This is a genomic window from Escherichia sp. MOD1-EC7003, assembly GCF_002965065.1.
Taxonomy (GTDB): Bacteria; Pseudomonadota; Gammaproteobacteria; order Enterobacterales; family Enterobacteriaceae; genus Escherichia.
Map to the genome: position 1 here is coordinate 1 of NZ_PTRE01000160.1, position 14,666 is coordinate 14,666.

A 14,666-nucleotide genomic window follows, 5' to 3' on the forward strand; every position below is an offset into this window, starting at 1 on the left:
TACAGCTATTCCTGAACTTCTTAACATGTTGGATATTAAAGGAAAAATCATCACAACTGATGCAATGGGTTGCCAGAAAGATATTGCAGAGAAGATACAAAAGCAGGGAGGTGATTATTTATTCGCTGTAAAAGGAAATCAGGGGCGGCTTAATAAAGCCTTTGAGGAAAAAGTTAGATTGACAAATTCCTTGTCACATAGATCTCAGGATGTATTAGATAATGAAAAAATGTTATTTTTTTTGGCTGGCAATGTTCATTGGTTTTCGTGCCATAGCTGATTGTGAAATACAAACTAAATATTATGATTGCTTTACCGTTTTCACTAATGGCGTTATTTTTTCCGCATTCCCAGTTTTAAAAAGCAAACCAATATGGGAGTGGTATCGGAGTAATGATTTTGGTGAATATTATTGGCAAACAGAATTAGGTACGTGTAAAAATAATAAATTTACTTCTAATAATTCCAGGCTCTTAATTCGTGTTGGAACAGTTCGACTAAATGAAACGCCTCCCGCTAAAGGAACCTTTCAGAAGTTGCTAAATGTAGCAGAAAAAACTGCATTTCTTGGTGATCGATTTAGGAGTCCTATAAGAGCTGAGATCTATCAAAAAAATAGTAGTGACCCACAGCAGTTGTTGGCAATCCTTGATAATCCAATTATGGTAAATTATTTCAAAGATGATAAACCAACTTATGCTCGCATGATAGCACACCTTCCGAATAAAAATGAGTCTTACGAATGCATAACGGAAATACATCATGAATTGCTACGTAGTGAGAAATAATATAATTTACTGCTGTTGAGTTCGTATATCAGTTATCGAATTTCAGTCCATTATTCATGCCATACAGATAAAAAGGAGCTGTTTAATGTCATATCATATGCACATACGATTAGATAACGAATACACTCCGGAATGCTTGTCACTATTTTTTGTAGATCACAATCGGTTGCTATCAGGAATTCCCCTAATCACCTCAATGATCCCCGTCGTCGACACCGACGGCGTACGGGGGAAATACACCACCTCACAAATATACGCAAAGCTGTCGAACTTCCCTGCCCAGTCATCGCCCATCGCTAAAATATCCGCGCTATAGCGGCGCAAATACTCCGCTTTTTGCTCCAGCGATTCCTCCAGAAATACACTGTCCACGCACGCCAGCCCGGCAATAATTGCCATACGCTCATCCTGATGGTAAACCGGCGCCCTGCCCTTTTTAGCGATGTTTAAGGCGTCTGACGACACACCGACCAGCAGTCGATCGCCCAGCGTGCGGGCACGTTGCAAAATACGCAGATGACCCACGTGAAAGACATCAAACGTGCCGAAAGTGAGTACCGTTTTCATAGTTGATCCGCTAACTTGTGCCGTAACCAGCACTGGACAGCGATATCATCCACCGCTTTTTGCGCTTTCGCCGTGGCGGTTTCTTGCTGCTCGCGGCGTTTGTCGTCCAGCGTCAGGGCCACCACTTTCTCTTCACACGCCGCCGCCGTCAGGTTTTTCTGCATTCGTGTGGCTTTGATATTAGCCAGCGTTTTTTCCTGCTCCTGCCAGGCGATCACCTTGCGCAAGGTGCCTTTGTAGCCGCTGACGTTTTTCAGCGATTCCACCGACGCCGCCGCTCCCGCAGACGTTTTCTCGACAAGGTAGCCTAACGCCTTAATATTGTTGTCATAGCCCGCACAAATCTGTTTCTGCTTTGCCAGCTCAACGGTTTTATCTTTGACTGATTTATCCCGCAGGCGCTGCAACTGCGCCAGCGTGTCGATAATTTGTCGCATGGTTATTGCCCTTCTGCTTTTTTGGCGGTGGGAAAGAGGATTTGCAGGCGACTTTGCACCAGTTCGAGGGAAGCGGGTTCGCGCATCTCTTGGCGTAAAAATCGCTCGATGGCCGGGAACATTTTTACCGCTTTGTCAACGCTGGCGTCCGCACCTGCCACGTAGCCGCCGAGCGGGATCAGCGGTTTGATCTCCATATACGCGGCGTAGTTTTGCTTTAACGCGCGGGCAGATTGCTGATGTTCCAGGCGAGTGACCTGATTCATGCAGCGACTGATCGACTGGCCGATATCAATGGCCGGATAGTGCCCCGCTTCTGCCAGTTTGCGGGTTAATACGATATGCCCGTCCAGCACCGCGCGGGCGCAGTCGACAATCGGATCTTGCTGGTCGTCACCTTCTGCCAGCACGGTGTAGATGGCGGTCATAGATCCCGCGCTTTCGCTGTTGCCTGCGCTCTCGACCAGTTTAGGGATCATGCCGAATGCCGATGGTGGATAACCTTTGGTGGCGGGCGGTTCACCCAGCGAGAGGGCAATTTCCCGCTGCGCCATCGCGTAGCGGGTGAGGGAATCCACCAGCAGTAAAACGTGATGCCCGCGGTCACGAAACCAGGCGGCGATGGAATGACACAGTTCGGTGGCTTTCAGGCGCATCAGCGGCGATTCATCGGCAGGCGCGACAACGACGATGGACTTCGCCAGCCCGTCCGCACCCAGCGAGTGGTCAATAAACTCTTTCACTTCGCGCCCGCGTTCGCCAATCAACCCGACCACCACAATGTCGGCTTTGGTCTGGCGGGTGATCATCCCCAGCAGCACGCTTTTCCCGACGCCGCTGCCCGCCATTAGCCCAACGCGTTGGCCTTTGCCGATGGTCAGCAGGCCGTTGATCGCTTTCACGCCCACGTCCAGCGGTTCGTCCACCGAACGGCGGGTTAAGGGATTGACCGACGGCGGCAGCGGCGGCAGAAGGTCGTTGCCGTTCAGGCGGCCTTTGCCATCCAGCGGTTCGCCGAGGCCATTCACCACGCGGCCTAACCAGCTTTCGCCAATCAGGATGTCGTGGGCTTTCTCTTCCGGGAAGACGCGCGCGCCTGCCATCAGGCCGACCGGCTGTTTAAACGGCATTAAGTAAGTGATGTCGCGATTAAAGCCTACGGCCTGCGCGTCGATAAGCGTGTGATTGGCGCTTTCGATGCGGCACAGCTGCCCGGTCATTAGCGGGCAGCCGACGCTCTCCAGCAGGATGCCGTTAAGGCGCACCAGCCGCCCGGCGACGCGGGCCAGCGGGATCGACTCCAGCGAGCGCAGGGCGTTATCGAACGCAGAAAAATCACTCACCCTGCGACTCCGGCGTGAGGGTTTCTTTCAGCGCGGTCATGCATTGTTCAAGGCGATGCTCACAGCCGATATCCAGTTCAGATTTGTCGGTAATCACCCGGCATTCGCCCGGCGGCAAATCAGGCGAAGGCATCAGCCCCCATTCGTTGACCTTTTCCGGCACCGCGTCGCGCAGGCGGTTAAACTCTTCCGTGCTCAGCATCACTTGCAGGGTTTCCGGCATCGCCGGGAAGGCCGCCAGCGCCTCTTCCACCAGCGCCAGTAACTGCGTCGGTTGCAGCGCCAGTTCGCAGCGGATCACCTGGCGGGTGACTTTTTCCACCAGTTGCAGCAAATCTTCCCGCTGTTTGCGTTCGATATGGGCGAGGAAGTCGTTCACTTTTCCGCTGATGGCTTCCAGCGGTTGCGCCGCCTCAATAAACTGTTTGCGCCCTTCCTGCTGCCCGGCGAGGCTGCCTTCGGTGTAGCCCTGGCGTCGCCCCTCGGCAAAACCTTGCTGATGACCTTCGCTAAAGCCCTGCTCCTGGCCTTCGGCCATTCCCTGGGCAAACCCTTTTTGCAGCCCTTCCTGAAAACCGTCCATCAACTGACGCTGGTAATCGGCGGCGCTGATGCTGGCGGTGAGCGGTTCTCCGGCTACCGCATGCTGGCGCGGCGGGAAACGATGCAGGCGGTAGCGCCCGCGCAGTATTTCAATGGTCATGGGTTACTCTGCCGTCTGTTCCGCAAAGAGCTGTAGCTGAAGTTCACCCGCCTCTTCCAGTTCACGGGCGATACCCATGATTTCGCGGCGGATCTGTTCGATACGACTGACCGGCACCGGCCCAAGACGCGCGGTGATCGCTTCCAGTTGCTGCACCTGGCGTTTTGGCATTACCGCGTAAATGGAACGGCGCAGCAGGGCTTCGGTGCCTTTCAGCGCCACCGCCCAGTCTTCCATCGGCACTTCGTCAAGCAGGCGTCGGCGCACCTCTTCGTTCTGGCGGCTGAGGATAAAGAAGTCGTACATTTCATCCTGAAGCTGCTCCAGCACGTCTTCATCGCGTTCGCGCATCTGGTCGAGGATCACCTGCTGGTTGCCCTGGAAGCGGTTGACGATATCTGCCGCCTGTTTGATGCCTTTCACCTTCGAGCCGTGTTCCGAAAGCACCGACAGGCCACGTTCGATCAGGCGGTCCAGTTCATCCACCACGTCGCGGTTGACGTCGTTGAGCTTCGCCACCCGATAGAGAATTTCGTTTTGTACCGATTCGTTGAGATAGGACAACACCGCCGCCGAGATTTCCGGCGTCAGAAACGCGAGAAACACCGCCTGCAATTGCAGATGCTCTTCGGAGATCAGCATCGCCAGCTGGCGCGGTTCCACCCATTGCAGGCGCGCCATCCGTGAGCGGATTTCATCGCCATAGATACCGTTGATCACACTGCTGGCGATCTCGCTTCCCAGTGCTTTGTTGAGAATGCTCTGCAACATGGAACGCGATGCGCCGTTGATCCCACTTTGCTCGCGGAACTCATCAAAAAAGTTATTGATCACTTTGCGCGCCATGCTGGTTTTGACGCCAGAGAGTCGCGCCATGTTTTCGCTCAGGCGCACCACTTCTTCGCGGCTGAGTTTTTGCATCACCGTCGCCGCCGCTTCTTCGCCCAGACACAGCAGCAGGATTGCCGCCTGTTCCAGGTAGCTGTTGCTCTTATTTATTGTCAATTCGCTCATTGCTGGTAATCCATTGTCTGAGAACTTCGGCGACGCGATCGGTGTCGCTCATGGCCAGTTTTTGCAGGAACTCGAGCTTCACTTCGAGGCCGGAACTTTGGGACGGCAGGCTGTCATCGCCGGGTAGCGACGGCAGATCGACGTTTTTACGCTCCTCTTCCGGCATAGCGATCCACGGTTCGCTGACGGCTTCCGCTTCTGCGATAACCGGCGCTCGCACTGTGGTGAGCCGTTTCATCAGTGGGCGCACCACAAAGAACAGCAACAACAGTGCCAGCAGGCCACAGCCAATCAGCCGTACCCACGCCAGTACGCTGTCATCTTTCCACAGCGGGATCACCGGTTCGACCGGAGCTACCTGCGGCACAAAGTTGAGCAACGATAACGTGAGATTGTCGCCGCGCTGGGTGTTGATACCCGCTGCATTGTTCAGCAGCGCGGTCAGTTGCGTGGTCTGCTCCGGCTTCCAGTTTTTCAGCGCCGGGGCGCTTTGGTTGAGTACCACCGCTACATTAAGGCGTTTCACCGCGAAGCCTGGATGCTGAATATGCTGGACGCTACGGTCGTATGAGTAGTCGCGCTTGCTTTCGCTATGTTTCGACAACGCTTCTGGCGAGCGATTTTCGTCGGCTGGCGTCGCGCCATTGGTTATTTGATTAGCTGCAACCGGCGGGCGGTTGCTGAGCGAACCGGGCACGCCCATCGCCACCTGATTAGTATCACTGTCCAGCACGCTTTCTTCACGGTTAAGTTTCGGTGCATCGCCGTAGTGTTCCTGGGTTTCGTCGATGGTGCTGAGGTCAAGATCCGGCATCACGCTGACGCGGTAATTGCCCACGCCGACCAGCGAATCCAGCACGTTCGCCACGCTGGCGCGGGTTTTATCCTGAATATCTCTGAGGATCTGATCGCGTTTACGGGTAGCGGCAGAAACCGCCTCGCCCGCGCCAATGCCGTCTGTCAGCAAGTTACCCGCCTGATCAACCACACTCACTTTGCTGGCGTGCAGCCCCGGAATACTGCCGGAAACCAGATGTACAATGGCGTTGACCTGGTCCATATTCAGCTTCGCGCCGTAGTGCAACCGCACCACCACCGAAGCACTGTTTTGTGGCTCATCGCTAACCACAAACGAGCTTTCTTCATTGAGCGCCAGATGCACCCGCGCGCTCTCCACCGCGTCCAGCGACATGATGCTCTGCGCCAGTTCCCCTTCGAGGCTGCGTTTGTAGCGCACGTTCTGCACGAACTGGCTACTGCCGAGCACTTCGTCTTTGTCCATCAGCTCGTAGCCGCTGGGCAAGATCGCCTGCACGCCTTTGGCGGCAAGGGTCATGCGCGTTTTCGAGAGCGCCTCTTCCGGCACCAGAATCTGCCCGCTTTGTGGATCGATGCGGTAGGTCAGTTTTTCGCCATCCAGCACCGTGACAATCTGAGACACGGGCAGATTTTCCTGGCGTCCGTAGAGCGAGACGTAGCCGCGATTGCCGGTCCACAGCACGCTGACGATAATCGCCGTCACCGCCACGGCAAGCCCTGCCATCAGCGCCCAGCGTTTGTTGCCGTCAAGGCGAAAACGAAACGCCGGAAGTGCCTGGGTAAACTTTTTGATCAGTTCATTCATAGTGTTAGATCGACATACTCATCAGGTCATTAAACCCGGTGGCGATTTTATTGCGCACCTGAACCAACGCGGAGAAAGAGAGCGAGGCCTGCTGGCTGGCGATCATCGCCCCGGCCAGATCATCGCTTTTGCCCATGTCGATCGCCGTTTGCTGCTGCTCCGCCACTTGCTGAAACTGGTCAACGTGGCCGAGCATGCCCTGCATAATGCGGTTGAACGAAACATCTGGATTCATGGAACTGAAGGTCATGGCGGGCAGCACTGGTGCCTGGGCGTTGGCCTGCATCCGTTGCACATCCTGCATGATTTGCGCCTGCATAGTGCTGTTGATTGTGGTAATGCTCATTTTTAACTTCCAGGTCAGGAGAAAACTTCGATTCCTTGCTTACGCATGGAGGCCAGCCGATAGCGCAGTGCGCGCGGGGTAATACCTAACAGGTCGGCGATTTTGCTGCGGTTGCCCTGATATTTACGCATCAGGTCGGCGATATATTGATATTGAGCGCTACGTCCGTGCTGACCTAAATCGCTGGTTTCGCTCAGTTGTAAAATTGGCTGAATATGCCATTGCAGTTCTGTATGTTCGGTCACGTCAGTTTCTGGCAGGCCTAAGGCGTCCGGGTAAATAACGCCGTCGCGGTTTAAGATCATCCCACGCTGAATAGTGTTTTCCAGTTGGCGAACATTACCCGGCCAGCGGTAATTAAGCAGCGCCCGGCGGGTAGATTCTGAAAGGGTGATATTTTTTACCAGCACCGTGGAGTATTTTTTAATGAATGACTCTGCCAGCGGAATAATATCGTTCAGACGTTCTCGCAGCGGCGGCATGGTAATAGGAATGACTGCCAGACGATAATAGAGATCTTCACGAAAACGTCCGGTGGCAACCTCCTGTTCGAGGTTTTTATTGGTGCAGGCAATCAGGCGAAAATTGAGTTTAATTTGTCGGTTGCTGCCTAATCGCTCAACCTGTTGTTCCTGTAATACGCGTAATATTTTGGCCTGTAATGCCAGTGGCATATCGCCAATTTCATCGAGTAATAAAGTGCCGTTATTGGCCAGTTCCATTTTCCCAGGTACGCTGGCAATTGCGCCAGTAAATGCGCCTTTGTCGTAGCCAAATAACGTAGCCTCCAGCATGTTTTCCGGGATCGCCGCGCAGTTCACGCCGATATAGGGCGCGTTTTCATTTTCACCAAAGGCTACAGTATGAATATATTTCGCCACGCATTCTTTGCCCGCGCCGGTTTCGCCCTGAATGAGCACCGGCACGTTAAAAGCGGCGACACGCTTTGCCAGAGTAAAAGCGTTAATGCTGGAAGCGGCAGTTGCAATAAGTTCAGACATAGGGTGAACGATATCAGTAGCGACAGAAAACAGGATGTTCTGAAGCGTATCACCGGCGGGATTAACAAATTCGAATTAAACGATAATAATAATATTATTTGTTTATGAACAATGAGTTACATGTAACACCATGCCTGCGCCAGTGCGCTGGTGCCGGATGCGCTTACGCTTATCCGGCCTACAAAACCGGACCGTAGGCCGGATAAGGCGTTTACGCCGCATCCGGCAATTGTGCACCGATGCCCGATATCTCACCCATTAATAATTTAATTATTTTTTCACCCTATTAATAATTTGCCCCTTTCACGCCCCCTCTATTTAATACCTCACCTTTGTGTCACTGCCGGATTTGCGTGCACAGAAACATCCATACCATTACAGCAGAGAAAGTAAGCCATGCTGAAGTACAGTAAAACGCCAGGCATCTTTAAATTAGAAGGTAATCGGCTCGGACGCCCCTACCATCGCCTGCCGACCCTGTTTACGGGGAATTTTGATGTTATTGATTCACATCTTGGCAGTTACTTTCTCAAAAAACATCGCAGCAATATCACCTTAAAAAAGATTGGTTGCGAAATGGATACTATTAATAAAAACGCCGAACTGATGGTTTCTCAGGTCGGACACCTGGCATTTGATATTGATCGTTCATTACTGTTAATGCTGCTGGGTAATTTTTATGGTCTGGAGTCTTCTCTCGAAGAGGCTAAATCTCATGACGGGTTACCGACCAAAACCGAAACGCGGTTAAAAAACCGCCTTGCGCTGGATATCTGCACGCTGATATTTAATCTGCAAACTTCGGGTATCGCGCTGAAATTAAAACTCGACAGCAGCACGGTGATCACCCACTGGGCATATCAGTTAACCTTTACCCTCGCGGGCGATGAAGAGAGCTGTTTTCATATTTTGCTCGACGATGCCCATACCGATTTTATTTTAAATCTGATTCGCCACAGCGAACACAATAAACCGCAGCAGGTGGCGAAATCGGTAAATAAACCAGCGTTGATTAAAGAAATCATCCGCTCCCTGCCGCTGACCCTGAACGTCAAAATTGCTGAGCTGTCGCTGAATGTTGCCGACCTGACGCAGATAAAAGCCGGGGATATTTTACCCATTTCACTGGGGGAAACATTCCCGGTAGCGATTGGGCAATCTGAATTATTTACCGCCCTGATTGTGGAAGACAAAGACAAGTTGTTTTTGTCGGATCTGGCGGGCAAAAATGAGAATAGCCATGAGTAAGCAAGAAGATATTTTAGCCGAGGATTTTGGCCTCACTGATGAAGTGACATCTGTAGCGAAATCTGCCGACGCCGATACGCTGGTCACCCGCCTGGAAGACCGCTTTTCCGACTCGATGACGCTGCTAAAACGCATTCCGGTCACGTTAACGCTGGAAGTGTCGTCGGTGGAGATTATGTTAGCCGACCTACTCAACATCGACGACGACACAGTGGTTGAGCTGGATAAACTCGCCGGGGAGCCGCTGGATATCAAAGTAAACAATATCCTGCTGGGTAAAGCGGAAGTGGTGGTGGTCAACGAGAAGTACGGCCTGCGCGTGCTGGAGTTTAACACCCGCGATATCAACGATCTGGCGCCATGAAACGCCGCACTCAATTGACGCTCGGCCTTGCGCTGCTGGCAGTTGCGCCGCTGGCGTTGGCCCAGGGCGGCGATATTGCGCTGCTTAACGTGGTCACCCACGGCAACACCCAGGAGTACAGCGTCAAAATTCAGGTGCTGATTCTGATGACCCTCGTCGGTTTGCTGCCGACGATGGTGCTGATGATGACCTGCTTCACACGCTTTATTATCGTGCTGTCGCTGCTGCGCCAGGCGCTGGGGCTGCAACAAACGCCGCCTAACCGAATCCTGATTGGCATTGCGCTGGCACTCACCATGCTGGTGATGCGCCCTATCTGGATTAATATTTACGACCACGCGGTGGTGCCGTTTGAAAACGATCAGATTACCCTGACCGATGCGTTAAGCACCGCCGCGACGCCGCTGAAACGCTTTATGCTGGCGCAGACCGATAAAAAAGCGATGGCGCAAATCATGACTATCGGTGGCGCAAAGGGCAATGCCGCCGACCAGGATCTCTCCATCGTGGTGCCCGCCTATGTGTTGAGCGAGCTGAAAACCGCCTTCCAGATTGGCTTTATGATTTACATCCCGTTTCTGGTTATCGACCTGATTGTCGCCAGCGTGTTGATGGCAATGGGGATGATGATGTTGTCGCCACTGATTGTCTCGCTGCCGTTTAAGCTGATGCTGTTTGTGCTGATCGACGGCTGGTCGCTGACCATCGGCACGCTCACCACCAGCATTCGCGGGCTGGGGCTGGGCTGATTATGTTGACTATTGACGCAGCCGCTGACATTGTCGCCAGCGGCATTAAGGTGGTGATTTTGCTGGTTTCGGTACTGGTAGTGCCGAGTTTGTTGGTCGGCCTGCTGGTGAGTGTGTTCCAGGCTGTAACGCAGATTAACGAACAGACCCTGAGCTTTTTGCCGAGGCTGATTGTCACGCTGGTGGTGCTGGGCGTGTGCGGCAAATGGATGATTATCCAGTTGCATGACCTGTGCATTCATCTGTTTACCCAGGCCGCCTTGCTGGTTCATTAAGATGCGCACAAGCGACGTTACGCAACTGATGGATCTGGCGTTGGGGCTGTGGTTTCCCTTCGTGCGCATTATGGCGTTTCTGCGCTATGTGCCGGTACTGGATAACAGCGCCTTGACCGTGCGCGTGCGGATCATTTTGTCGCTGGCACTGGCGATGATCATCACGCCCTTGATCCCGCATCCCCTTCCCCACGACCTGCTTTCGCTCAACAGCCTGATCCTGACGTTGGAACAAATTTTATGGGGTATGTTGTTCGGGCTAATGTTTCAGTTTCTGTTTCTGGCACTGCAACTGGCCGGACAGATCCTCTCGTTCAATATGGGGATGAGCATGGCGGTGATGAACGACCCAAGCAGCGGCGCATCGACGACCGTGCTGGCAGAGCTTATCAACGTCTACGCTATCCTGCTGTTTTTTGCCATGGACGGGCATCTGCTGCTGGTAAGCGTGTTGTTCAAGGGCTTCACTTACTGGCCGATTGGCAACGCGCTGCATCCACAATCCCTGCGGACCATCGCGCTGGCCTTTAGCTGGGTGCTGGCTTCCGCGATGCTGCTGGCACTCCCCACCACCTTTATCATGCTGATTGTGCAAGGCTGCTTTGGTCTGCTCAACCGCATTGCACCGCCGCTAAACCTCTTTTCGCTGGGCTTTCCCATCAACATGCTGGCGGGGTTGGTCTGCTTTGCCACCCTGCTTTACAACCTGCCGGATCATTATCTGCATCTGGCGAATTTTGTTCTGCAACAACTCGACGCGCTAAAAGGTCATTATGGCAGATAGTAGCAGCGAAGAAAAAACAGAGAAGCCCTCGGCGCAAAAGCTGCGTAAAGCGCGCGAAGAAGGGCAACTGCCGCGCTCGAAGGATATGGGGCTGGCGGCGAGCCTGTTTGCGGCATTTGTAGTGATCTCCAGCAGTTTCCCGTGGTATGCCGATTTTGTGCGCGAGAGTTTTATCAGTGTGCATCAGTACGCGCAGGAGATTAATAATCCGGAGGTGATCAGCCAGTTTCTGCGTCATCACCTGCTGATCCTCGGTAAATTTATTCTCACCTTGTTGCCGATGCCTGCCGCCGCGCTACTTTCTTCGCTGGTGCCTGGCGGCTTGCTATTCTTACCGAAAAAAATCCTCCCGGATTTCAGCAAAATCAGTCCGTTAAAAGGCATTGGGCGGCTGTTTTCCAGTGAACATCTGGTGGAAACGGGGAAGATGACGGTGAAATCGGTAGTTATACTGGTAATGCTATGGATCAGCCTGCGCAACAACTTTGCCACCTTTATCGGTCTCCAGGCGCTGCCGTTCAAACTGGCGATTAATGATGGTTTATCGATCTACGCCAGCGTGATGCGTAACTTTGTCATCCTGTTTATCTTCTTTGCGCTTATCGACGTGCCGTTGGCGAAAGCCCTGTTTACCAAAGGGCTAAAGATGACCAAACAGGAGCTGAAAGAAGAGTACAAAAATCAGGAAGGCAAGCCGGAAGTGAAGGCGCGCGTGCGGCGGTTGCAACGGCAACTGGCGATGGGACAAATCCGCAAAGTTGTGCCGAAAGCCAACGTGGTTATCACCAACCCAACGCATTATGCCGTGGCGTTGCAGTATGACCAGTCGCGCGCTGCCGCGCCGTTTGTTGTCGCCAAAGGCACCGATGAGATCGCCCTCTATATTCGCCAGGTCGCCGCCGAAAATCAGGTGGAAGTGGTGGAGTTTCCACGGCTGGCACGCTCGGTTTACTACACCACCCAGGTGAACCAGCAAATTCCTTTTCAGCTTTACCGGGCCATCGCCCACGTTCTGACCTACGTCCTGCAAATGAAGCACTGGCGCGATGGCGCACAGCCGCGTCCTGCCCTGAACAGACATATTTCCATTCCCAAAGAGGTACTTAAACTGGATGACGAAAACAACTAAATCGTTCCTCGCGCTGCTGCGCGGCGGCAATCTCGGCGTGCCGTTGGTGATCCTGTGTATTCTGGCGATGATCATTTTGCCGCTGCCGCCTGCTCTGCTGGATATTCTGTTCACCTTCAACATTGTGCTGGCGGTGATGGTGCTGCTGGTGGCGGTATCAGCGAAACGACCGCTGGAATTCAGCCTGTTCCCGACCATTTTGCTGATCACCACCTTAATGCGCCTGACGCTCAACGTCGCCTCCACGCGCGTGGTGCTGCTGCACGGGCATCTCGGCGCGGGCGCGGCGGGTAAAGTGATTGAGTCGTTTGGTCAGGTGGTGATTGGCGGCAACTTTGTCGTCGGCTTTGTGGTGTTTATCATCTTGATGATCATCAACTTTATCGTTGTCACCAAAGGGGCCGAGCGTATTTCCGAGGTTTCTGCCCGCTTTACCCTGGACGCGATGCCCGGCAAACAGATGGCGATTGACGCCGATCTTAACGCCGGATTGATCAACCAGGCGCAGGCGCAAACCCGGCGTAAGGACGTTGCCAGCGAGGCTGATTTCTACGGCGCGATGGACGGGGCGTCGAAGTTTGTGCGTGGGGATGCCATCGCCGGGATGATGATTCTGGCGATCAACCTGATCGGCGGTGTTTGTATTGGGATCTTCAAATACAACCTGAGTGCCGACGCCGCTTTCCAGCAGTATGTGCTGATGACCATCGGTGACGGACTGGTGGCGCAGATCCCTTCTCTGCTGCTCTCCACTGCGGCGGCGATTATCGTCACCCGCGTCAGCGACAACGGCGATATCGCCCATGATGTGCGCCACCAGCTGCTGGCAAGCCCGTCAGTGCTCTACACCGCCACCGGAATAATGTTTGTGCTGGCGGTAGTGCCAGGGATGCCGCATCTGCCATTTTTGCTGTTCAGCGCCCTGCTTGGTTTTACTGGCTGGAGGATGAGCAAGCGCCCACAAGCGGCAGAGGTAGAAGGGAAAAGCCTTGAAACGCTGACCCGCACCATCACTGAAACCAGCGAGCAACAGGTCAGTTGGGAGACGATTCCACTGATTGAGCCAATCAGTTTAAGCCTTGGCTACAAACTGGTAGCGCTGGTGGATAAAGCGCAGGGTAATCCGCTCACCCAGCGTATTCGCGGTGTGCGGCAGGTGATTTCTGATGGCAACGGCGTGCTGCTGCCGGAAATCCGCATTCGGGAAAATTTCCGCCTCAAGCCCAGCCAGTACGCCATTTTCATCAACGGCATTAAGGCCGATGAAGCGGATATTCCGGCTGATAAACTGATGGCGCTCCCCTCCAGCGAAACCTATGGCGAGATTGACGGCGTGCTGGGAAACGACCCGGCTTATGGCATGCCGGTCACCTGGATTCAGCCCGCGCAAAAAGCGAAGGCGCTGAATATGGGGTATCAGGTAATTGACAGCGCCAGCGTAATTGCCACCCATGTGAATAAGATTGTGCGCAGCTATATTCCTGATTTATTTAACTATGATGACATTACGCAGCTGCATAACCGTTTGTCATCGATGGCACCGCGACTGGCAGAAGATTTGAGCTCCGCGCTGAATTACAGTCAGTTGCTGAAAGTGTACCGGGCGCTGCTGACCGAAGAGGTTTCCCTACGCGATATTGTGACCATCGCCACCGTGCTGGTCGCCAGTAGCGCGGTAACTAAAGATCATATTCTGCTGGCAGCCGATGTACGTCTGGCGCTACGGCGCAGCATTACCCATCCGTTCGTGCGCAAGCAGGAGCTGGCGGTGTATACGCTGAATAATGAGCTGGAAAATCTGCTGACCAATGTGGTGAGTCAGGTGCAACAGGGCGGCAAAGTGATGCTCGACAGCGTGCCGGTAGACCCGAATATGCTCAACCAGTTCCAAAGTACGATGCCGCAGGTGAAGGAGCAGATGAAAGCGGCGGGGAAAGACCCAGTGCTACTGGTGCCGCCGCAACTGCGTCCTTTGCTGGCGCGTTATGCAAGGTTGTTTGCGCCGGGGCTGCATGTGCTGTCGTATAACGAGGTGCCGGATGAGCTGGAGTTGAAGATTATGGGGGCGTTGATGTAAACATCCGGCACTGGCATCGGCGCACAATTGCCGGATGCGGCGTAAACGCCTTATCCGGCCTACCATTCAGGCACAGGTTTGTAGGCCGGATAAGCGTGAGCGCATCCGGCACCTGCGCACAACCGCCGGATGCGGCGTAAACGCCTTATCCGGCCTACCGTTCAGGCACAGGTTTGTAGGCCGGATAAGCGTGAGCGCATCCGGCTCCGGCGCACAA

General features: G+C 53.7%; 16 protein-coding genes and 1 pseudogene. 9 read left to right on the forward strand and 8 right to left on the reverse strand.

Annotated elements, in window-relative coordinates; all coding sequences use genetic code 11:
- Positions 1–181, forward strand: a pseudogene (locus A7090_RS22110) (ISAs1 family transposase); the annotation flags it as partial.
- Between the two features lie 40 nt (positions 182–221).
- On the forward strand, positions 222–788 hold the full coding sequence (locus A7090_RS26245) for a hypothetical protein (RefSeq protein ID WP_198599605.1): 567 nt from the start codon (positions 222–224) through the stop codon (positions 786–788).
- Positions 789–944: 156 nt separating this feature from the next.
- Here A7090_RS26245 and A7090_RS22120 read toward each other — a convergent pair whose 3' ends face one another.
- From A7090_RS22120 to A7090_RS22155, 8 genes are read right to left on the reverse strand one after another with little or no spacing between them, the layout of a single operon-like run.
- Positions 945–1,355, reverse strand: coding sequence for an adenylyltransferase/cytidyltransferase family protein (locus tag A7090_RS22120; RefSeq protein WP_105275533.1), 411 nt, complete (start codon positions 1,353–1,355; stop codon positions 945–947).
- Positions 1,352–1,792 (reverse strand): flagellar export protein FliJ, encoded by a 441-nt coding sequence (gene fliJ / locus A7090_RS22125; protein WP_105275534.1) that lies wholly within the window; start codon positions 1,790–1,792, stop codon positions 1,352–1,354. The genes A7090_RS22120 and fliJ overlap by 4 nt, the downstream gene beginning before the upstream one ends.
- A gap of 2 nt (positions 1,793–1,794) precedes the next feature.
- Entirely contained in the window at positions 1,795–3,135 is a 1,341-nt protein-coding gene (gene fliI, locus A7090_RS22130) for a flagellar protein export ATPase FliI (RefSeq protein WP_105275535.1), read from the reverse strand.
- The gene (gene fliH / locus A7090_RS22135) at positions 3,128–3,838 is read right to left on the reverse strand and encodes a flagellar assembly protein FliH (protein WP_105275536.1); all 711 of its coding nucleotides are present in this window, start codon (positions 3,836–3,838) and stop codon (positions 3,128–3,130) included. Before fliH ends, fliI begins: the two co-directional genes overlap by 8 nt.
- A 3-nt stretch (positions 3,839–3,841) precedes the next feature.
- A complete protein-coding gene (locus A7090_RS22140) occupies positions 3,842–4,852 on the reverse strand; it encodes a flagellar motor switch protein FliG (RefSeq protein ID WP_105275537.1) in 1,011 nt (336 codons plus the stop codon).
- Positions 4,830–6,476: a flagellar basal-body MS-ring/collar protein FliF gene (gene fliF / locus A7090_RS22145; protein WP_105275538.1), complete on the reverse strand. Its 1,647-nt coding sequence runs from the start codon at positions 6,474–6,476 to the stop codon at positions 4,830–4,832. The genes A7090_RS22140 and fliF overlap by 23 nt, the downstream gene beginning before the upstream one ends.
- 4 nt (positions 6,477–6,480) lie before the next feature.
- Positions 6,481–6,822: a flagellar hook-basal body complex protein FliE gene (locus A7090_RS22150; protein WP_105275539.1), complete on the reverse strand. Its 342-nt coding sequence runs from the start codon at positions 6,820–6,822 to the stop codon at positions 6,481–6,483.
- Positions 6,823–6,836: 14 nt separating this feature from the next.
- Positions 6,837–7,823 carry a sigma-54 interaction domain-containing protein gene (locus tag A7090_RS22155; RefSeq protein WP_105275540.1) on the reverse strand — a complete coding sequence of 329 codons (987 nt, stop codon included), beginning with the start codon at positions 7,821–7,823 and terminating at the stop codon, positions 6,837–6,839.
- Positions 7,824–8,219: 396 nt separating this feature from the next.
- Here A7090_RS22155 and A7090_RS22160 point away from each other — a divergent pair, with 396 nt between their 5' ends.
- Genes A7090_RS22160 through A7090_RS22190 form a run of 7 tightly spaced genes read left to right on the forward strand, consistent with a single transcriptional unit; the run spans position 8,220 to position 14,449 of the window.
- Complete coding sequence (locus A7090_RS22160; RefSeq protein WP_105275541.1) at positions 8,220–9,071, forward strand: FliM/FliN family flagellar motor switch protein; 852 nt, start codon at positions 8,220–8,222, stop codon at positions 9,069–9,071.
- A complete protein-coding gene (locus tag A7090_RS22165) occupies positions 9,064–9,435 on the forward strand; it encodes a FliM/FliN family flagellar motor switch protein (RefSeq protein ID WP_105275542.1) in 372 nt (123 codons plus the stop codon). The genes A7090_RS22160 and A7090_RS22165 overlap by 8 nt, the downstream gene beginning before the upstream one ends.
- Positions 9,432–10,184 (forward strand): flagellar type III secretion system pore protein FliP, encoded by a 753-nt coding sequence (fliP, locus tag A7090_RS22170; RefSeq protein WP_105275543.1) that lies wholly within the window; start codon positions 9,432–9,434, stop codon positions 10,182–10,184. Before A7090_RS22165 ends, fliP begins: the two co-directional genes overlap by 4 nt.
- 2 nt (positions 10,185–10,186) lie before the next feature.
- Positions 10,187–10,459 (forward strand): flagellar biosynthetic protein FliQ, encoded by a 273-nt coding sequence (locus tag A7090_RS22175; protein ID WP_105275544.1) that lies wholly within the window; start codon positions 10,187–10,189, stop codon positions 10,457–10,459.
- A gap of 1 nt (position 10,460) precedes the next feature.
- Complete coding sequence (gene fliR, locus A7090_RS22180) at positions 10,461–11,243, forward strand: flagellar biosynthetic protein FliR (protein WP_105275545.1); 783 nt, start codon at positions 10,461–10,463, stop codon at positions 11,241–11,243.
- Positions 11,233–12,372 (forward strand): flagellar type III secretion system protein FlhB, encoded by a 1,140-nt coding sequence (flhB, locus tag A7090_RS22185; protein WP_105275546.1) that lies wholly within the window; start codon positions 11,233–11,235, stop codon positions 12,370–12,372. The genes fliR and flhB overlap by 11 nt, the downstream gene beginning before the upstream one ends.
- Positions 12,356–14,449 carry a flagellar biosynthesis protein FlhA gene (locus tag A7090_RS22190; protein ID WP_105275547.1) on the forward strand — a complete coding sequence of 698 codons (2,094 nt, stop codon included), beginning with the start codon at positions 12,356–12,358 and terminating at the stop codon, positions 14,447–14,449. Before flhB ends, A7090_RS22190 begins: the two co-directional genes overlap by 17 nt.
- Positions 14,450–14,666: the final 217 nt, after the last annotated feature.